Raw genomic sequence first — 16,934 nt, forward strand, 5'->3', positions numbered from 1 at the left:
CAGGTCGTAACCCGGCGCGACATGGTGCTTGTCGTCGATGCCGGCCTCGAGCTCGTCGAATTTGAAGGCCGAGGCCTCGGCGGCGCGCGCCTCGTCGGCGGCGACGAGCGCCAGCGGGCTGACCGTGGCGGCAATGGCCGAGACGGCCAGCGAACCCTTGAGGAATCCGCGGCGCGAAAAGCGCGCGGCGATGATCTCGCCCATGGTGCGGTTGTCGGCGGGATTGACGGGCGGACCGTCGTTCTCCTCGAGCAGGCTGGTGCGGAAGCGGGTCTCAGGGGATTGGGTCATGGGCTGTCCTCTGGCTTCTTGAGGTGGCTGGGGATTTTGACCTTTCGACCCCTAAAGCGGGCCGATCACATTTTCGTGACATGGCTTCGACGTACCCCTCGGCGATTGGCGAAGCCGTCGATGTCGGCCCCTTTCTCCCCGTCACTATACGGGGAGAAATGCCCGGCAGGGCAATGAGGGGCGGCGCCGACCTGGCAAACAGAGGCGCCGTGACGATCGCTTCAAGCAAAGACAGCCCCGGCGTGTAATGCTGATGGCCAATGCTGGCGCCGCCCCTCATCCGCCTGCCGGCACCTTCTCCCCGTATAGTGACGGGGAGAAGGGGCTTGCCGCGGCCTTCGCCTACTCCTCCACCGCCAGCTTGACGGCTTCACGCGCTTCGGAAACAAGAGTGGCGACGGGCGCGGCGAAGGCCGCTCAAGGGGGTAAAAACGTGGGTATCTGGGGATTGGCGCAGCTTGGCGTCTCAACGGTGATCTTCCTGCTGGCGGCGATGGCGGCCAAGCAGTGGGGGCTGGCGCCGAGCCTTGGCAAGATCCTGCTGACGCTGGCGCTCTATTCGGCCGGCAATCTGATTATGCTGAGGCTGATCCGCGAATTCGGCATGTCGGTGTCGTTCAGCCTGTCGGCGGTGATCCAGCTGGTGTCGGTGAACGTCGTGGCCTTGGTCTTTTTCGGCGAACGGCTCAATGCGTTGCAGGCCACGGGCGTCATGCTGGCGATCGCGGCCGTCGTCCTGATCACGCTCGGGCCCTATATGCAACGGCTGTAGCTGGACCCAAGGCCCCGAATGAAATCGACCGCCAACGCGCTGCTCAACAGAATAGAATTCCCGGTGCTCCTGGCCGGGCTGGTGATCGCCGGCGGGCTGTGGGGCCTGGTTGAACTGATGGAGGTGGCGCGCTCCACCACCCCGCACGCCTTCGACACTGAAATCCTGCTCGCCTTCCGCCAGGCCGGGCAGCCGAACAGCCCGATCGGTCCACCCTGGCTGGAAGGCGCGGTGCGCGACATCACCGCGCTTGGCAGCACCAGCGTGCTGGTGCTCATCACCAGCACGGTCACATCTACCTTTTGCTGATCCGGCGGCCGGCGACGGCATTGTTCGTGTTCGTGGCCGTCGCCGGCGGACAGGTGCTGTCCAGCCTGCTCAAGTTCGAAGTCGACCGACCGCGACCCGATCTCGTGTCCCATCTCGTCAACGAGACCTCGTTCTCCTTCCCCAGCGGCCACGCGATGCTCTCGGCGATCACCTATCTTACCCTTGGCTCGCTGGCGGCCCGCTTCCTGCCGGACCGCGCGACCAAGGTCTTCCTGCTTGCGCTGGCCGTGCTCGTCACGGTGCTGGTCGGAACCAGCCGCGTCTATCTCGGCGTGCATTGGCCATCGGACGTGCTCGCCGGCTGGTGCGCCGGCTTCGCCTGGGCCATGTTGTGCTGGCTTGCAGCGCGGCTGCTGCAGCGGCACAAGGTGATGGCGGATAGCGAGTGACGGCGCCAAATTCGCTCCGAATGATGCTTGAGACATTGTAATATTTATATTAGATATCGATATTGCATATTCAGATATGGATTCCAGCCGATGATGACTGCCGCACAGATGCGCGCCGCGAGAGCCTTGGCCGGTATCGACCAGAGAACGCTCGCCGAGCGCGCCGGGGTTTCGCTTCCGACCATACAGCGCATGGAAGCGAGCGAAGGCGTCGTCAGGGGCGTGGTCGACTCGCTGATGAAGGTCACCCAGGCGCTCGACGAGATCGGGGTGGAGTTGATCGGCGAAAGCCAGGCGAGCGAGCGCGGCGGCAGAGGCGTGCGGTTCAAAGCCGTCACGGCACAGAGTCCGCAGGGCTGACCTCCCAGCTAACCGGGATCCCTCAAACCGCCGCTTCGATCGGCTCGGCAAGTTTCGGGTTTGCGCGCGCGGCGATCAGGCAGCCGGCGACGATCAGGCATGCCCCTGCCAGCGTGGTCCAGGCCACCTCCTCGCCGAAGAAGAACCAGCCAAGCGCGATCGCCCAGATGAAGGCCGAGTATTCCGTCGGGATCAGATATTGCGCTTCGGCGCGGGCGTAGGACCAACTCATCAGGAATTGGCCGGCGAGCGACAGCACCGCCACCCCGACGAGGTGAGGCCAGAGGTCTTTCGGCAGCGCGACGGCGAGCCATGGCGCGGCGAGACCGAGGATGATTGCGACGCAGAGGTTCTGGAACAGCATGATCTCGACCGGCTTGGCCAGCAGTGCCTGTTGCCGGGAGAGGATCAGATTGTAGGCATAGAACACCGTCGATACGAGCACCGCAGCCGTGCCGAACAGGGCATCTTGCGAATGGCTTGCCGCCCCAAACTGGCCGGCCAATATGATCGCGACGCCCGCGATACCGGCCAGCGACGCCCATACAGCCTGCCGCCTTATACGTTCGCCCAACAACAGCGCGGCGAGGAGCAGAGCAACCAGGGGCGCGACGAAGCTGAGCCCGATCGCCTCGGCGAGCGGCAATCTGGCGAGTCCCCAGAAGAACGAAAGCAGGACGATGCCGACAACCGCGGCGCGTAGCGCATGCACCCCCAGCACCGGAAGGGTGGGCTTCGAGCGCGGCCCCGCCGACCAGGCCGCGCCCGCGATCAAGGTCGCGACCATGCTGCGCCACAGCACCGTATTGTACACGCCTACCGCGATAACCAGCGACTTCATCGCCGCGTCCATCCCGGACAGCAGGAAGATCGCCAGCGCGCATACGAGCACCGGGATCATTGGGGAAACGGCGCCGGTCAGGCTGGATGTCTTCACGGCTTCGCTCATGTGACGGGAATTTGCTGCCGGATATCCCGGAGCGAGCGGCAGAACCAGATGGCAGCTGCGTCGATATGGCAGTCCAATCCGGATCGACGCCGTTCCCGCCGCCGCAGCGGCCCTCAGTCGATCTTCAGCGCCGCGACGGCGCCTTCGCCCATCAGCGGCACGAAGATCTTTTCACCGTCGGTGCCGATATCGGCGCTGCCCGGTTTGAAGGTGGCGATCGCCTCCGGCGCGCCGCCGGCACGGTAGCGATAGAGCGTGCCGGTCATGTAGGCGGTGGCGTAGATATCGTCGCCGATGGCGACGACGCCGTCGAGATCAGCGAATCTTTGGGCGCCAGGCAGCGGCGTCACCTTCCTGCCGGCGAGATCGACCGCGAGCAGGCCGCCCGGCTCCGCCGTGCTGAAATCGGGCCTGATGCCCTTGCCCCAGGACGCGACGATCAGCCGGTCGCCTTCGGCGAAGACGCCGTTGGGCGAAGCCAGCAGCGCATCCTTGACGAACAGCTCCGGCTTGTCGCCGTCGAGGCGATAGATCGTGTCGGCGAGCATGTCGCTGACATAGACGTTGCCCGAGGCATCGGCCGTCATGTCGTTGAGGAAAACCGCGCCCGGCACGTCGATGGTCGAGACCAGCTTGCCGCTGGCGATGTCGACGACGCGGACCTTGGTGATATCGGCGGCGTAAAGCCTGCCGCCCGAGATCGCCATGCCCTTGGGCGCGTCCATGCCGTCCACCCAGTGGCGGGTGATGACCTTGCCGTCCAGCGACAGCAGCGACAAATAGCCGTTGGCGTCGGCATCGCCGGGATTGCCGACGATGTTGGAGACGACGATGCGCTTGTTGGCGGCGTCGAACAACACCGATTCCGGCTGCTCGAAGCCGCCGGCGCGCCAGATCTCGCCGGCCTCAGCGACGGGAACCGTTGCTATGCCGACGACGGCGAGAAAAGTCGAAGCGATGAGGGTCTTCATGGTGCTCTCCTGTGGTGACGGCGGAGAGCTAGGTTTTTCGATACTTTTCTGGAAGACTGTTCGCACGTAGTATCGAAGTTCGATACGAATTCATGCAAACGAGGTGCATTCCATGAACGGTCCGATCTTCGAGGCGCTGAAACGGACGTTGAAGGCCAAAGGCCTGACCTACCGGACGCTGGCCGAGCGCATGGGCGTTTCCGAGCCGACGGTGAAGCGCATCTTCCATGAGCGGAACTGCAAGCTCGATCGGCTGATGGAGATCTGCGCCGCGGCGGAAGTGGAACTGGAGAATGTGCTGGGCTCGATGAGCCGGGGGCCGGGACCGGCCAACCACGTCGCGCCGGAGATCGAGCGCAGGCTTGCCGCACGGCCGGCGCTGCTCTTCGTCTTCATCATGCTGTCGGAAAAATTCACGCCCGAAGGCATCATGCGCTCGCAGGGCCTGAGCGAAGCCTCGATGTTCCTCTACCTGCGCGACCTGGAAGAACTCGGCCTGGTCGCGCTCGGGCGCGGCCTTTCGGCCAGGCTGCTGGTCGACACGCCCATTCAGTGGGATTTCGAGGGACCGCTGAAGCCGCATTTCGAGACGACCAACAAGAACTTCATCGGCTGGGCGATCGGTCATATGGATGGCCAAGCGACCTTCGTCAGCTTCTCCCGGCGGATGCGGCCGGAAACGGCGGAGATGGTACGGCGCGAGGCGGAGGACCTGGCGGAACGCGCAAGGCTGCTTGCCCATCACGACCAGCACACCACGCCGGAAGACCAGCTTGTCGGTTACAAATGGACCTTTGCCTTCGGCGCGACGCCGTTTCCGGCGATCATGCCGATCGGACCGCATCCGCGCGACGCCGGTGCGCGAATAGCTTCGGGAGCAAAAGGACGGCGGCCGCTGCCGGCCTAATGGTTGAAATTTGGCGCTTGGCACCCGCAGTCCCGGGGAGAGTATTGGATGACGTGGAAACTCGATGAGACCGTGCAAACATCCGCGGGCACAGTGGCAGCGGGTCGACTGGGCAGCGGGCCTGCACTCGTCCTGGCTCATGGTTGGCCGTGGTCCTCGTTCTCATGGCATCGGATTATCCCGGACCTTGCAGGGCGGTATCGCGTCCATTGGTATGATATGCCCGGATACGGGCAATCCGAGAAAGACGCGGGGCAGCGCACGTCACTCGATGTGCAAGGAAAGATATTCGCCGAGATGCTTGCGTCTTGGGATATCGAACGTCCGATCGTCATCGCCCACGATATGGGTGGAGCGACAACGCTACGGGCGCATTTGCTGCATGGCTGCGACTTCGACCGGTATCTTCTGATGAACGTTGTCGCGATGCGCCCTTGGGGATCGGAGTTCTTCGATCATGTCGGTCGCCATGTGGATGCCTTTCTGGGCCTGCCACCGCATATCCACAGAGCGGTCGTGGAGGCCTACATCAAGGGAGCCATCGTGAACGACATCGATTCCGGAGATTTCGAGAAGCTTGTCGAGCCGTGGCTTTCCGAGGACGGGCGCGCGAGCTTCTATAGCCAATTCGCGCAAGCCGATGAAAGATATACCGCCGAAATCGAGCCGATGTTCGGGGACATACGCTGTCCGGTAAAGATAATCTGGGGCGAGGACGACCCATGGATTCCGCTGACGCGAGGCAAAGCGCTTCATGCGCTGATCCCGCAGGCGTCGTTCGAAACACTGCCTGGCGTCGGCCACCTGCCTCAGCTTGAAGCTCCGGATCTGGTGCTGAGGCGGCTGAGGGCATTTTTAGGGGGATGACATCTCCGCGCGACGCCAGCGGCGCTCGGGCGCGGCCTCTCTGCAGGAATGGTGGGCGAGATCGCCTCGGGCAGGCCTACTCGGCGGCCTTTTCTTCCGAATCGGTCGCCGTGTCTCCCCACGCGACCGCCCGGTAGTCGAAGCCGTACTCCAGCGTCGGCTTGACGATACGGAAATAGGGCGACAGGTCGAAATCGCGCGGCGTGTAAAGCGAGTGATGGCGGATGTGCAGGATCTCCCGCCGCATATAGCTCGACTGCGCCGAGGCGCGGCCGAGCGCGCGGGTGATCTCGGGCAGGATCGGATAGCGGACCTGGCCATAGGCTTCGGCGATCAGCGTCGAGCAGATCGCCCGCGTCGGATCGCCGGAGCCGAACGCCAGCATGCGGCGGCGCCAGCGCACCGGCACCGGCGGCGTCGGCAGGAAGAAGCGCAGCATGTCGAAAATGTTCTTGAGATCGTATCTCAGGCCGAGCTTGCCGATCATGAAGGCAACGACCTTGTCGCGATCCTCCGGCGTCAGCCCGCTCGCCCGGCAGATGCGGGTATTGTAGGTGCGGTAGCGCGAGAGCGGCACGGCAACGCAGCCTTCGCCGAGGGTCACCTCGATCAGACGCGGCCGCTCCGAACCGTCCTCGGGCAGCGGCAAGGCATCACCGACATAGAAGGCCGAATGCGACCAGGTCGACTGGGTAAGGTACTTGATCGCCGCCGAGATCTTCTGGTTGCCCTCGACGAGCAGGACGTCGCCGGGCTGCAGCGTGCGGCGCAGCGTTTCGGCATCGGACGGCGTATAGGGTTCATAGCCAGAGGATTCATCCTGCAGCCGGCCGGCGAGCCAGCGGCCAAGTCGGTCCAGGAGGGTTTCGGCCGGCGCAGTCATCCCAGACGCCGATTAGCACAGGCCGGCCACTTAGACCATGATCAGGCAGCGTTCGCTTCCTCAAGCGGAACCGCGAGGTCGTCGCGCGCCTTGCGCGCGAGCCTTTTGGCGGAACGCCCGGGGCTGTCGCCGAACAGTTCGGCGGCCTCGGAGAGGCAAGCCTTGCCGAGGCTTTTTTCCGAACGCTTCAACAGCTTGCGCAGCAGTTTCGTGTCGTCGGGCGGGCCGAGCGGCTCGCCGTCGGCGGCGAGCAGCGCGCGCATGACAAAGACGTCATGCAGTTCGCCCAGCAACTCGCCAAGCTTGTCGACCGCCTTGCGGCGGGCCTTGATCGGCGTCGGCCACAGGCGGCCGAGCAGCGACAGATGCATCGAGTGCGTCTTGGCCGCCTTGCGCAGGTCGTGAAAGTCATCGGCCTCGCCGCGCGAGCCGGCCTTGTCGAGCGCCTTTTTCGCCCGCCGCAAGATGGCGCGGGCGCCCTCGGCGAGGATATCGGCCGCCTGTTCCGGCTGGTCGGGCAGGGACAGCCTGTCGATACGCTCCAGCCCTTCCCGGCAGGCGGCCATCGCCGCATTTATGGCGGCGTCGAGGCCGGGGCCGGCATGAAGCTCATGCTGGCGCAGCGCCAGCCGCTCGCGGACGGGATCGAGGCCGCCGCCGGCGGTTTGTTCCGGAAAGGCCTCCGCCAGACGGTCGATCGTTTCGATGAGGGCGGTCGCCTCGCGCGGGCCGGCAAGTAGCGCCGACACTTGCTTATAACATTCGTTTTCGGTCTGGCAGAACGGTTCGTCTCCGGACCGAACCAGGCGCAGCAAGGCACGGATGCTCTTCAGCCGCTTGCGGCATTTGTGCAGCCCCTGCTCCGGCTTGTCGCGCGCCGTCTCGAGATGGCCGAGCGCCTTGCCGATCTCGTCGGTCAATATGCGCCTGACCTCGCCGGTGAGCGGCAGGCGCGGATCGATGCGAAAGCTCATGCGGCGATCTCCGGTATCCCCCCGAGGGCCAGCGACGCGTTGTAAAATCTTGACTCGCCCGTGACCTCGCGACCGAGCCAGTCGGGCAGCATTTCGTCAGGTACGTCCTCCGGCGTCTCCAACTCCGCGACCACGAGCCCCGAGAGCACTTCGCCGAACACATCGACTTCATAGAGATAGCCGCGGTGTCTAACATGGTGGCGTGTCTTCTCGATGACACGCCCGATGGCGAACGCCATCATCTCCTCTGCCTCGGCGAGCGGGATCGGATATTCGAACTCGTCGCGCTCGCGCGCCCTGTCGCCGAACTTGAGTGTCAGTTCCGCCGAAGCACCGTCGCTGATGCGCACGCGCACCGTGCGGCCGGGCTGTGCGGCGACGTAGAATTGGCGGATGCGGATATCCGCCTCGACCAGATGACGCCAGGCATTGCCGGCGACCAGGAACTTGCGCTCAACTTCCTTGCCCATGGCCGCGCACTAAAGCGTGTGGGGACGGACATGGCAAGCCGAGGCGAAAATCAATTTGACTTTAATCAATCGATTGATTAAATCAATGTCATGAGCAAGGAAGCGAGCACCAAAAAGCCACAACGAGAAACCTCTACCGCCGATCAAACGCGCGCGGCGCTTGTCCATGCCGCTCTCAAACTGTTCGGGCGGCAAGGTTTCGACGGCACCTCGACACGGGAGATCGCCGCCGAGGCCAAGGCCAATATCGGCTCGATCGCCTATCATTTCGGCGGCAAGGAAGGCTTACGCGCCGCCGCCGCCGACTATATCGTCGAGACCATCCAGATGATTGCCGGACAAGCGCTCGGCGCAACCCAGGCGACCGCCCCTTCAAACCCGGAAGCCGCGCGGGCGCAGCTCTTTGCCGCGCTGGAGCGGATGGTCGGCTTTGTCGTGGCGAGCCCCCAGGCCGGCGAGATCGTACAATTCGTACTTAGGGAGCTCTCGCACCCGACGGCGGCGCTCGACCGCATCTATGCCGGCGTCTTCGAACCGACGCACCGCCGGCTGTGCCAGATCTGGGAGCAGGCGACCGGCGAGCCGGCCGAAAGCGAAGCCACCAAGCTCACCGTGTTCACGATGATCGGCCAGGTCATCTATTTCCGCATCGGACGCGAAGCGGTGCTGCGCAGGATGGGTTGGCGCGAGATCGGCGACAAAGAGGCCGCCAAGGTCGTGGCGGCCGCGACCGACAACCTCAGGGCAATGCTGGCGGCGCGCGATCCGGCCGCCCGCAAGAAGGGCAAATCATGAGTTTTCTCTGTTCGCTGCCGCTCGCGGCCCAGTTGTTCGGCGCTTGCGCGGCGGCCGCGCCGCTCGCCGTCGGCTATGTCGAGGGCGAGTATGTGCTGATGGCGCCGATCGAGGTGGCGCAGGTTGCGACGGTCAACGTCAAACGCGGAGACCGGGTGACACCGGGCATGCCAGTGGTGACGCTGGAAGATGCCGACGCCAAGATCGCCGTGGCGCAGGCGCAGGCCGCACTTGCGCAGGCCAAAGCGCAGCTTGCCGACCTTCAAGTGGGCAAGCGGCCGGAAGAGATCGCCGTGCTCAAGGCACAGGTCGATATGGCCAAGGCCCAGGCCGCCGACGCCAAGCGCAAATATGACCGCGCCAGCGACCTCTACAAGCGCGGCACCGGCACCCAGGCCGACTACGACACCGCCTCCGCCACGCTTGAGACCGCCAATGCGCAGGTCGGCCAGGCCGAGGCCAATCTCGCCGTCGGCGGCCTGCCGGGGCGGGCCGAGATGATCAAGGCGGCCGAGAACCAGGTCAAGCAGGCGCAATCGGAATTGGGGCAGGCCGAGTGGCGCCTTTCCAAGCGTGTGCTGGCAGCGCCCTCCGGCGGCCGCGTCAACGATGTCATCCGCAATCCCGGCGACACCGCCGGGCCGACCGCGCCGGTGGTCTCGATGCTGCCCGACGGCGCCATGAAGCTCAGCGTCTATGTGCCGGAGACCGCTTTCTCGTCGGTGAAGGTCGGCACGCTGCTCAGCGTGCGTTGCGACGGCTGCGGGCCGGATCTGAAGGCGCGCGTCAGCTATGTTTCGCCCGATCCGGAGTTCACTCCGCCGGTGATCTACTCGCTTCAGAACCGGCAGAAGCTGGTCTATCTCGTCGAGGCACGGCCGGAAGGCGATACCAGTGCGCTGCAGCCCGGCCAGATCGTCGACGTCGACCTGGCGGACCTCGCAAAATGAACGTCATCGACGTGCGCGGGCTGGTCAAGCGCTTCGGCGACAAAACCGTCGTCGACCATGTGACGATGACGGTGGCCGAGGGCGAGATCGTCGGCTTCCTCGGGCCGAACGGCTCGGGAAAGACGACGACCATCCGCATCATGTGCGGACTTTTGACGCCGGACGAGGGCGAAGGCACGGTGCTGGGTTTCGACATCCGGGCCGACACGCTCAGGATCAAGCGCGAGGTCGGCTATATGACGCAGAAATTCTCGTTCTACGAGGATCTGACGATCGGCGAGAACCTGGAATTCGTGGCACGGCTCTACCAGCTGAGACCGGTCGAGCACTATGTGTCGCGGACGCTGCAGGAGCTCGGCCTCGCCACGCGCCGCAACCAACTGGCCGGAACGCTTTCCGGCGGCTGGAAGCAACGGCTGGCGCTCGCTGCCTGCATCATGCACCAGCCGAAGCTGCTTCTGCTCGACGAGCCGACGGCGGGCGTCGACCCGAAGGCGCGGCGCGAGTTCTGGGACGAGATCCACAGGCTGGCGAGCGGCGGGCTGACGGTGCTGGTCTCCACCCATTACATGGACGAGGCCGAGCGCTGCCACCGCATCAGCTACATCTCCTACGGCAAGTTGCTGGCCACCGGCACGGTGGACGAGGTGGTCGAGAATGCCGGGCTCACCACCTTCGTGGTGCAGGGACCGCGGCTCGGCCGCGTGGCCGAGGCGCTGGAAGGGCGCCCCGGCGTCGACCAGGTGGCGCCGTTCGGCGCCACGCTGCATGTCGTCGGCTCCGACAAGGCAGCGCTGGAAAAGGCGCTTGCCGATGTCGAGAAGGAGCACAAGGGCGTGACGGTGACGCCCGGCGAGACCAGCCTGGAAGACGTGTTCATCCAGTTCATGGCCGGCTCGAAGGACAACATGACATGAAAGATGGCTTGAGAGCGGTCTTTTCCTTCGCGAGACTCGGCGCGCTCTTGATCAAGGAGTTCATCCAGATGCGGCGCGACCGCATCACCTTCGCCATGATGCTGGGCGTGCCTTTGCTACAGCTCGTGCTGTTCGGCTTTGCCATCAACAACGATCCGAAGAGCCTGCCGACGGCGCTGGTGGCGATGAGCAACGACCAGTATACGCGCGCCATGGTCTCCGCCCTGCAGATGACCGGCTACTACCGCTTCGACCATGTGTCCGAAAGCGCGGCCGAGGCCGAAATGCTGATGGCCAAGGGCGCCGTCTCCTTCGTCGTCACCATCCCGGCCGACTTTGCCCGGCGTGTCGAGCGCGGCGACAGCCCGCAGATCCTGATCGAGGCCGACGCGACGGATCCGTCGGCGGCGAGCGGCGCCATTTCGACGCTGAGCAGGGTGGCGAGCCAGGCGCTGCTGCGCGCCCAGGGCATGCAGGCGACCGCCACCGAGGCCGCCAAGCAGCAGCTGCAGGTGGTGGTGCACCAGCGCTACAATCCCGAAGGCATCTCGCAATACAACATCGTGCCCGGCCTGCTGGGCGTCATCCTGCAGATGACCATGGTGATGATGACGGCGATCGCGCTGACCCGCGAGACCGAGCGCGGGACGATGGAGAACCTGCTCGCCATGCCGTCAAGCCCGACCGAGATCATGCTGGGCAAGGTGCTGCCTTTCCTCGTCGTCGGCGCGGTGCAGGTGGCGGTGGTGCTGGTGGCGGCGAAGCTTTTGTTCGGCGTCCCCTTTGTCGGCAGCCTGACGCTGCTGCTATCATCGGTGCTGGTCTTCGTGCTTTCGCTGGTGCTGCTCGGCTATACGATCTCGACGATGGCTCGCTCCCAGATGCAGGCGATGCAGCTCACCTTCTTCTTTTTCCTGCCGTCGCTGCTGCTCTCGGGTTTCATGTTCCCCTATCGCGGCATGCCGGGCTGGGCCCAGATCTTGGGCGAGATCTTCCCATTGACGCATTTCCTGCGTATCACCCGCGCCGTCATGTTGAAGGGCGCCGACTTCAACGCGGTAGCCGCCGAGATCGGCTGGCTGGCGGTGTTCGTGGTGGCATTCGCCGGCGCCGCCCTGCTGCGCTTCCGGCGGACACTGGATTGAGCGAGGCACGGCGAAAAAGGTTTGACGCTGGAGGGACAGCACCCCCCTCTGCCCTGCCGGGCATCTCCCCCGCAAGGGGGGAGATTGGCAGCTCCGGCGTCGTCGCCCCTCCTGCAACGTTATTGATTGGCGAAAGCGGCGGCGACGGCTGATCTCCCCCCTTGCGGGGGAGATGGCCGGCAGGCCAGAGGGGGGTGTGACGGATCGCGGCCTGTGTGTGGAGTCGCAGCAGCACCGCCTAAGCTGCAGCCATGATCTCGGCATAGGTGCCGAAATCGACATTGCCGCCGGAAAGCACCACGGCGACGCATTTGCCGGCGAGGTCGATTTCGCCGGACGACAGCGCCGCGAGCGCGACGCAGCCGCCGGGCTCGACCACCAGCTTCAGGTAGGCCATGGCGTCGCGCATCGCCTGCGCGGCGGCCTTGTCGGAGACGGCGATGGCGCCGGCGAGGTTCCGGCGGTTGATCTCGAAGGTGATGGCGCCGGGCTCGGCGGTGAGGAGCGCATCGCAGATCGAGGTATGACCGGGTTGGTTCGAGACCCTTTCGCCTTTGGCCAGCGAGCGGCGCGTGTCGTCGAAATGCTCGGGCTCGACCGCCCAGACGGCGGTGCGCGGCGAGGCGTCCTTGACAGCGACGGAAATGCCGCTCGACAGGCCGCCTCCACCGCAGGGGATAACCACCGCGTCGAGGCTGACGCCGAGCGCCTTCGCTTGGCGCATCAGCTCCAGCCCGATCGTGCCCTGGCCGGCGATGATGGCCGGATCGTCGAAAGGCGGCACCAATGCCATGCCCATCTCGACATAGGGGCGAACGACCGTCATGCGGTCGTCCTTGAAACGGTCGAACGGCACCACCTCGGCGCCCATCCTGCGGACATTGCCGACCTTGAGCGCCGGTGCGTCCACGGGCATGGCGATGACCGCCTTGACACCGAACATCGCAGCCGAAGCGGCGACGCCCTGCGCGTGATTGCCGGAAGAAAAGGCAACGACGCCGTGACTGCGCTCTTCTTCGCTCAGCGACGACAATTTGTTGTAGGCGCCGCGGATCTTGAAGGAGCCGGTGCGCTGCAGCGTCTCGGGCTTGAACAGGATGCGGCCGCCATAGCGCCTGTTGAGCTCCGGCGATTCGATAAGCGGCGTCTCGACGATCAGGCCGGAGAGCCGCGCGGCGGCGGCGTGGATGTCGGAAATGCCGGGCAGGGCGGTCATGGCGTGGGCCTCGCGGAAGAACGGGACCGCCTATGGTGCACGGAAATTGTCCCGGCGCGCCAACGAAAAAATGTGATGGGTACAATGTTGGTGATGACGGACGGCGAAGCGCGTAATCTCCCCCCTTGCGGGGGAGATGGCCGGCAGGCCAGAGGGGGTGCTGTCCCGCCGACATCTCAGCCGATCAATGCTGAATACGCTCGCAAGTTGCCAGGGCTGCTCTACATTTGCCGGAAAGGACAGAGTTCCTTCACACCCCCCTCTGTCCTGCCGGACATCTCCCCCGCAAGGGGGGAGATTGGCAGCTTCAACGCCGATGCCCTTCGTGACGAAGTAGGACGCCTCACCCTAGCAGCGTGCGCGTCCTTTTCTTCCCTCCGAGCTTGCGCCAGCTGTTGAAGCGATGCGTGGCGGCGGCAAACGAGATCTTCATCTGCTGGGCGACCGAATAGCGCGACTTGCCCTCGTCGAACATGCGGTAGCAGCATTCGACGCCTTCCTCGGTCAGCTTGCCCTCAGGCGTCTTGTTGTGCGGATTGGCGGGGTCGAATTTTTCGATCTGTTCCTCGACCAGACCCTTGAGGCGCTGCAGGTCCGCCTCGATGCCGGCGATGAGATCGAGAACGGGTTTCACATCGAATGCGTGCGGGAGCTTCTTTTCCGTCATCCTTGCTTCCTTCGATTTCAATTGGCGCGCCTCATATCGGTGAACATTCGGCAATAATGAAGGTGCGACGCTGGATCAACGAATTCCGCCTGTCCCGCCGTGTTCACGATTGACCCTCGGCGTCCAAGCTCCTAGTTTAGAACTATTCTAAATTAGGGTGATTTCCTCATGCTTTCCCGTGTTTTCGGCTTCGGCCGCCGCTCCTTCGATTCGTTGTCGGAGCAGGAGATCCTGGCGCTGGCGATCTCGTCGGAAGAGGACGACGGGCGCATCTACCGCGCCTATGCCGACGGGCTGGCGGAAGCCTTTCCGCAATCGGCCAAGGTGTTCGAGGCGATGGCGGAGGAGGAGGATGGCCATCGCGATTCCCTGATCGAGCTCCACCGCAGGCGCTTCGGCGAGCGCATTCCGCTGATCCGGCGCGAACATGTCAGGGGCTATTACGAGCGCAAGCCCGACTGGCTGGTGCGGCCGCTCGGCATCGAGCATGTGCGCCGGCAGGCCGAGGAGATGGAGCGGCAGGCCTACCGCTTCTATGTCGAAGCGGCCAAGCGGACCACCGACGCCTCGACGCGCAAACTGCTCGACGATCTGGCCGCGGCCGAGCTCGGCCATGAGAATTCCGCGCATGAGCTGGAGCAGACACATGTCCCGGGCGAGGTGAAGGAGGAGGAGGCGAGCGCCGAGCAGCGCCAGTTCATCCTCACCTATGTGCAGCCGGGGCTCGCCGGACTGATGGACGGATCGGTGTCGACGCTGGCGCCGATCTTCGCGGCCGCGTTCGCCACCCATCAAACGTTCCAGACTTTTCTCGTCGGTCTTGCCGCCTCGATCGGCGCCGGCATCTCGATGGGCTTCACCGAAGTCGCCTCCGATGACGGCAAGCTCTCCGGGCGCGGCTCGCCGCTGAAGCGGGGCCTCACCGTCGGCGTGATGACGACGCTGGGCGGGCTCGGCCACGCGCTGCCCTACCTCATCCCTTATTTCTGGACGGCCACGATCGTCGCCGCGATCGTGGTGTTCTTCGAGCTCTGGGCGATCGCCTTCGTCCAGAACCGCTACATGCAGACGCCATTCTGGCGCGCCGCCTTTCAGGTGGTGCTGGGCGGCGCGCTGGTGTTCGGCGCGGGCGTGCTGATCGGGAATGCCTGAGCGCTTTTTCCCTTCTCCCCTTGTGGGAGAAGGTGGATCGGCGCGTTAGCGCCGAGACGGATGAGGGGTGTTCCAGCGGAGTGAGACGTTGGCGACCTTGCAGTCTCCTCCGGCGCCGCCAAGCTGGAACACCCCTCATCCGTCGCCTTCGGCGACACCTTCTCCCACAAGGGGAGAAGGGGGAGCTTCATCCATTCACGGCGCGACTATCCTGCGGCGCCTCGGCCCTTTCATTGAGCCCATAATCACGCACGACATGGGCGATGCGCAGACGATAGCCGGCAAAGATTCCGCCGCGTCCCGCTTTCTGCGCCTGCCGATGCTCCTCGGTGTTGCGCCAGGCCTTCACCGCCTCCTCGTCGCGCCAGAACGACAGCGAGAGCACGCGCTTCGGATCGGTGAGGCTCTGGAAGCGCTCGACCGAGATGAAGCCGTCTATGCCTTCAAGCAAGGGCTTAAGCTCCGCGGCGATGCCGAGATAGGCATCGCGCTTGCCCTCCGCCGGCTCTACTTCGAAGATGACAGCGATCATGCCTCTATCCCTTCCTTCACGATTACATCGGTGTGAAACATCTGCCTCGGCCCGTGCGGGCCCGACACCAGTTTCAGGAAGATCCGGTCTTCCTTGAGGATGAACTTCTCGCGCCGTGCGAAGTCGTAGTTTGCCTTGCCGGCGGGGTCGGCGGCAAGCCGCGCGCGATAGGCCTCGTAAGCTGCGAGGTTCTCGATGCTGTAAGCGGCGTAGGCTGTGGTGGCCGAGCCCTCATGCGGCGCGAAATAGCCGATCAGGTCGGCGCCGCAGCGCGGGATGGCCTGGCCCCAGGCGCGCGCATATTGCTCGAAGGCAGCCTTGCCGAACGGATCGATCTCGTAGCGGATGAAGCAGGTGATGGTCATGGCGGTCTCCTCGTCGGTTGGCTTCACGGCGGCGATGGTTCGACCACGGTCGAAACATCGCTGGCGTCGGCGTGCTAGGCATTCTCCTGTCAGGAGCGTTTGCCTGGCGGCTTGAGCTGGCTCGAGAATAGTGCTCCCCTCGCGGGAATGCTTCGATGAGGATCGAACTATGCGTGAAGGACCAGACATCGCCCGTGTCGCCAGCCTGGTCGGCGACCCGGCCCGCGCCAACATGCTCAACGCGCTGATGGGCGGCACGGCGCTGACCGCATCGGAACTTGCGCTGGAAGCCGGCGTCTCGCTGCCCACCGCGTCCTCGCATCTGTCGAAGCTGATGGATGGCGGGCTGCTGACGCTCGCGAGCCAGGGCCGGCATCGCTATTACGGCCTCGCCAGCCCGCAGGTGGCGGGCATGATCGAAGCGATCATCGGCGTTGCGGAAGCCGTTGGCCCGAAGCGGGTTCGGCCCGGCCCGCGCGATGCGGCCATGCGCGTGGCGCGGGTGTGCTACGATCACCTCGCCGGCGAGCAGGCGGTGGCGATGCTCGACCGTCTCGTCGACAGACAAGTGCTGCTGCGCGAGGACAACGAGATCCGACTCTCACCGTCAGGTATTTCGCATTTCGCCGCGCTCGACATCGCGATCGACACCAAGGCCAGGCGGCCGGTCTGCCGCGCCTGCCTCGACTGGAGCGTGCGGCGATCGCACCTCGCCGGCGCGCTGGGCGCCGCCATCCTCGACAAGATCATCGCCGAGAAATGGGCGCGGCGCGAGAGGGACAGCCGCGCCGTGGTGTTCTCGCCGAAGGGCAGGCAGGAATTCGAGAGGGTGTTTCTGGCGTAGGGCTGCGCACAAACGATAGACTGGCAACCTCTGCGCGAGGCACCCCCCTCTGCCCTGCCGGGCATCTCCCCCGCAAGGGGGGAGATTAACGCTCAGCCGCTTTCGCCAACCTGCGACGTTGCAGGATAAGCGAGTCGCCAAAACTGCAATCTCCCCCCTTGCGGGGGAGATGCCCGGCAGGGCAGAGG

20 protein-coding genes and 1 pseudogene are annotated in these 16,934 nt (G+C 64.8%); 11 read left to right on the plus strand and 10 right to left on the minus strand.

Annotated features, from left to right (window positions below; genetic code table 11):
* A partial coding sequence (locus tag EOA29_RS07985; RefSeq protein WP_127220708.1) for a twin-arginine translocation signal domain-containing protein occupies nt 1-291 on the minus strand: 291 nt, incomplete at its 3' end.
* A gap of 433 nt (nt 292-724) precedes the next feature.
* Here EOA29_RS07985 and EOA29_RS07995 point away from each other — a divergent pair.
* From EOA29_RS07995 to EOA29_RS08005, 3 genes and pseudogenes are all read left to right on the plus strand, one after another.
* Nucleotides 725-1,063: a hypothetical protein gene (locus EOA29_RS07995; RefSeq protein WP_126095687.1), complete on the plus strand. Its 339-nt coding sequence runs from the start codon at nt 725-727 to the stop codon at nt 1,061-1,063.
* An 18-nt stretch (nt 1,064-1,081) separates the two neighbouring features.
* Nucleotides 1,082-1,782 (plus strand): annotated as a pseudogene (locus EOA29_RS08000) (phosphatase PAP2 family protein).
* 90 nt (nt 1,783-1,872) lie between these two features.
* Nucleotides 1,873-2,142 carry a helix-turn-helix domain-containing protein gene (locus tag EOA29_RS08005; protein ID WP_126090999.1) on the plus strand — a complete coding sequence of 90 codons (270 nt, stop codon included), beginning with the start codon at nt 1,873-1,875 and terminating at the stop codon, nt 2,140-2,142.
* A 22-nt stretch (nt 2,143-2,164) separates the two neighbouring features.
* Here the strand turns inward: EOA29_RS08005 and EOA29_RS08010 are convergent, their stop codons facing one another.
* Both EOA29_RS08010 and EOA29_RS08015 read right to left on the minus strand, forming a co-directional pair.
* Complete coding sequence (locus EOA29_RS08010; RefSeq protein WP_126091000.1) at nt 2,165-3,091, minus strand: DMT family transporter; 927 nt, start codon at nt 3,089-3,091, stop codon at nt 2,165-2,167.
* A gap of 113 nt (nt 3,092-3,204) precedes the next feature.
* A complete protein-coding gene (locus EOA29_RS08015) occupies nt 3,205-4,062 on the minus strand; it encodes an ATP/GTP-binding protein (RefSeq protein ID WP_127220710.1) in 858 nt (285 codons plus the stop codon).
* Between the two features lie 112 nt (nt 4,063-4,174).
* Between EOA29_RS08015 and EOA29_RS08020 the strand changes: the two genes are divergently transcribed.
* Both EOA29_RS08020 and EOA29_RS08025 read left to right on the plus strand, forming a co-directional pair.
* Nucleotides 4,175-4,969: a helix-turn-helix transcriptional regulator gene (locus tag EOA29_RS08020; RefSeq protein ID WP_126091002.1), complete on the plus strand. Its 795-nt coding sequence runs from the start codon at nt 4,175-4,177 to the stop codon at nt 4,967-4,969.
* 48 nt (nt 4,970-5,017) lie between these two features.
* Nucleotides 5,018-5,836 (plus strand): alpha/beta hydrolase, encoded by an 819-nt coding sequence (locus EOA29_RS08025; protein ID WP_126091003.1) that lies wholly within the window; start codon nt 5,018-5,020, stop codon nt 5,834-5,836.
* A 76-nt stretch (nt 5,837-5,912) separates the two neighbouring features.
* Here EOA29_RS08025 and EOA29_RS08030 read toward each other — a convergent pair whose 3' ends face one another.
* The 3 genes from EOA29_RS08030 to EOA29_RS08040 are packed head-to-tail and all read right to left on the minus strand — an operon-like array spanning nt 5,913 to nt 8,163.
* Nucleotides 5,913-6,719, minus strand: a complete 807-nt coding sequence (locus EOA29_RS08030) for a lipo-like protein (protein WP_126091004.1) — start codon at nt 6,717-6,719, stop codon at nt 5,913-5,915.
* Nucleotides 6,720-6,760: 41 nt separating this feature from the next.
* Nucleotides 6,761-7,693 carry a CHAD domain-containing protein gene (locus tag EOA29_RS08035; protein WP_126091005.1) on the minus strand — a complete coding sequence of 311 codons (933 nt, stop codon included), beginning with the start codon at nt 7,691-7,693 and terminating at the stop codon, nt 6,761-6,763.
* Nucleotides 7,690-8,163 (minus strand): CYTH domain-containing protein, encoded by a 474-nt coding sequence (locus EOA29_RS08040; RefSeq protein ID WP_126091006.1) that lies wholly within the window; start codon nt 8,161-8,163, stop codon nt 7,690-7,692. The genes EOA29_RS08035 and EOA29_RS08040 overlap by 4 nt, the downstream gene beginning before the upstream one ends.
* 90 nt (nt 8,164-8,253) lie before the next feature.
* Between EOA29_RS08040 and EOA29_RS08045 the strand changes: the two genes are divergently transcribed.
* Genes EOA29_RS08045 through EOA29_RS08060 form a run of 4 tightly spaced genes read left to right on the plus strand, consistent with a single transcriptional unit; the run spans nt 8,254 to nt 11,970 of the window.
* Entirely contained in the window at nt 8,254-8,958 is a 705-nt protein-coding gene (locus EOA29_RS08045) for a CerR family C-terminal domain-containing protein (protein WP_126091007.1), read from the plus strand.
* Entirely contained in the window at nt 8,955-9,908 is a 954-nt protein-coding gene (locus EOA29_RS08050; protein ID WP_126091008.1) for an HlyD family efflux transporter periplasmic adaptor subunit, read from the plus strand. Before EOA29_RS08045 ends, EOA29_RS08050 begins: the two co-directional genes overlap by 4 nt.
* Entirely contained in the window at nt 9,905-10,825 is a 921-nt protein-coding gene (locus EOA29_RS08055) for an ABC transporter ATP-binding protein (RefSeq protein ID WP_126091009.1), read from the plus strand. Before EOA29_RS08050 ends, EOA29_RS08055 begins: the two co-directional genes overlap by 4 nt.
* On the plus strand, nt 10,822-11,970 hold the full coding sequence (locus EOA29_RS08060; RefSeq protein ID WP_348628863.1) for an ABC transporter permease: 1,149 nt from the start codon (nt 10,822-10,824) through the stop codon (nt 11,968-11,970). Before EOA29_RS08055 ends, EOA29_RS08060 begins: the two co-directional genes overlap by 4 nt.
* Before the next feature lie 238 nt (nt 11,971-12,208).
* On the opposite strand, the gene EOA29_RS08070 is transcribed toward EOA29_RS08060, so the two are convergent.
* Both EOA29_RS08070 and EOA29_RS08075 read right to left on the minus strand, forming a co-directional pair.
* Nucleotides 12,209-13,186 carry a threonine/serine dehydratase gene (locus EOA29_RS08070; RefSeq protein ID WP_126091010.1) on the minus strand — a complete coding sequence of 326 codons (978 nt, stop codon included), beginning with the start codon at nt 13,184-13,186 and terminating at the stop codon, nt 12,209-12,211.
* Nucleotides 13,187-13,529: 343 nt separating this feature from the next.
* Complete coding sequence (locus EOA29_RS08075; RefSeq protein WP_126091011.1) at nt 13,530-13,853, minus strand: hypothetical protein; 324 nt, start codon at nt 13,851-13,853, stop codon at nt 13,530-13,532.
* A 168-nt stretch (nt 13,854-14,021) separates the two neighbouring features.
* On the opposite strand from EOA29_RS08075, the gene mbfA reads away from it, so the two are divergent.
* Nucleotides 14,022-15,005 (plus strand): iron exporter MbfA, encoded by a 984-nt coding sequence (gene mbfA, locus EOA29_RS08080; RefSeq protein WP_126091012.1) that lies wholly within the window; start codon nt 14,022-14,024, stop codon nt 15,003-15,005.
* A gap of 187 nt (nt 15,006-15,192) precedes the next feature.
* On the opposite strand, the gene EOA29_RS08085 is transcribed toward mbfA, so the two are convergent.
* Both EOA29_RS08085 and EOA29_RS08090 read right to left on the minus strand, forming a co-directional pair.
* Nucleotides 15,193-15,537 (minus strand): antibiotic biosynthesis monooxygenase, encoded by a 345-nt coding sequence (locus EOA29_RS08085; protein ID WP_126091013.1) that lies wholly within the window; start codon nt 15,535-15,537, stop codon nt 15,193-15,195.
* On the minus strand, nt 15,534-15,902 hold the full coding sequence (locus EOA29_RS08090; RefSeq protein ID WP_126091014.1) for an NIPSNAP family protein: 369 nt from the start codon (nt 15,900-15,902) through the stop codon (nt 15,534-15,536). The genes EOA29_RS08085 and EOA29_RS08090 overlap by 4 nt, the downstream gene beginning before the upstream one ends.
* A gap of 169 nt (nt 15,903-16,071) precedes the next feature.
* Here EOA29_RS08090 and EOA29_RS08095 point away from each other — a divergent pair, with 169 nt between their 5' ends.
* Nucleotides 16,072-16,746 carry a winged helix-turn-helix domain-containing protein gene (locus tag EOA29_RS08095; RefSeq protein WP_126091015.1) on the plus strand — a complete coding sequence of 225 codons (675 nt, stop codon included), beginning with the start codon at nt 16,072-16,074 and terminating at the stop codon, nt 16,744-16,746.
* The last annotated feature ends 188 nt before the right edge of the window (nt 16,747-16,934 follow it).

Source organism: Mesorhizobium sp. M1E.F.Ca.ET.063.01.1.1, assembly GCF_003998155.1.
Lineage (GTDB): Bacteria > Pseudomonadota > Alphaproteobacteria > Rhizobiales > Rhizobiaceae > Mesorhizobium.

Bases quoted from the DNA above. Each gene is read 5' to 3' on its own strand.
- EOA29_RS08005 (WP_126090999.1), top strand. From the start codon at position 1,873: ATGATGACTGCCGCACAGATGCGCGCCGCGAGAGCCTTGGCCGGTATC.
- EOA29_RS08010 (WP_126091000.1), bottom strand. From the start codon at position 3,091: ATGAGCGAAGCCGTGAAGACATCCAGCCTGACCGGCGCCGTTTCCCCA.
- EOA29_RS08015 (WP_127220710.1), bottom strand. From the start codon at position 4,062: ATGAAGACCCTCATCGCTTCGACTTTTCTCGCCGTCGTCGGCATAGCA.
- EOA29_RS08020 (WP_126091002.1), top strand. From the start codon at position 4,175: ATGAACGGTCCGATCTTCGAGGCGCTGAAACGGACGTTGAAGGCCAAA.
- EOA29_RS08025 (WP_126091003.1), top strand. From the start codon at position 5,018: ATGACGTGGAAACTCGATGAGACCGTGCAAACATCCGCGGGCACAGTG.
- EOA29_RS08030 (WP_126091004.1), bottom strand. From the start codon at position 6,719: ATGACTGCGCCGGCCGAAACCCTCCTGGACCGACTTGGCCGCTGGCTC.
- EOA29_RS08035 (WP_126091005.1), bottom strand. From the start codon at position 7,693: ATGAGCTTTCGCATCGATCCGCGCCTGCCGCTCACCGGCGAGGTCAGG.
- EOA29_RS08040 (WP_126091006.1), bottom strand. From the start codon at position 8,163: ATGGGCAAGGAAGTTGAGCGCAAGTTCCTGGTCGCCGGCAATGCCTGG.
- EOA29_RS08045 (WP_126091007.1), top strand. From the start codon at position 8,254: ATGAGCAAGGAAGCGAGCACCAAAAAGCCACAACGAGAAACCTCTACC.
- EOA29_RS08050 (WP_126091008.1), top strand. From the start codon at position 8,955: ATGAGTTTTCTCTGTTCGCTGCCGCTCGCGGCCCAGTTGTTCGGCGCT.
- EOA29_RS08055 (WP_126091009.1), top strand. From the start codon at position 9,905: ATGAACGTCATCGACGTGCGCGGGCTGGTCAAGCGCTTCGGCGACAAA.
- EOA29_RS08060 (WP_348628863.1), top strand. From the start codon at position 10,822: ATGAAAGATGGCTTGAGAGCGGTCTTTTCCTTCGCGAGACTCGGCGCG.
- EOA29_RS08070 (WP_126091010.1), bottom strand. From the start codon at position 13,186: ATGACCGCCCTGCCCGGCATTTCCGACATCCACGCCGCCGCCGCGCGG.
- EOA29_RS08075 (WP_126091011.1), bottom strand. From the start codon at position 13,853: ATGACGGAAAAGAAGCTCCCGCACGCATTCGATGTGAAACCCGTTCTC.
- mbfA (WP_126091012.1), top strand. From the start codon at position 14,022: ATGCTTTCCCGTGTTTTCGGCTTCGGCCGCCGCTCCTTCGATTCGTTG.
- EOA29_RS08085 (WP_126091013.1), bottom strand. From the start codon at position 15,537: ATGATCGCTGTCATCTTCGAAGTAGAGCCGGCGGAGGGCAAGCGCGAT.
- EOA29_RS08090 (WP_126091014.1), bottom strand. From the start codon at position 15,902: ATGACCATCACCTGCTTCATCCGCTACGAGATCGATCCGTTCGGCAAG.
- EOA29_RS08095 (WP_126091015.1), top strand. From the start codon at position 16,072: ATGCGTGAAGGACCAGACATCGCCCGTGTCGCCAGCCTGGTCGGCGAC.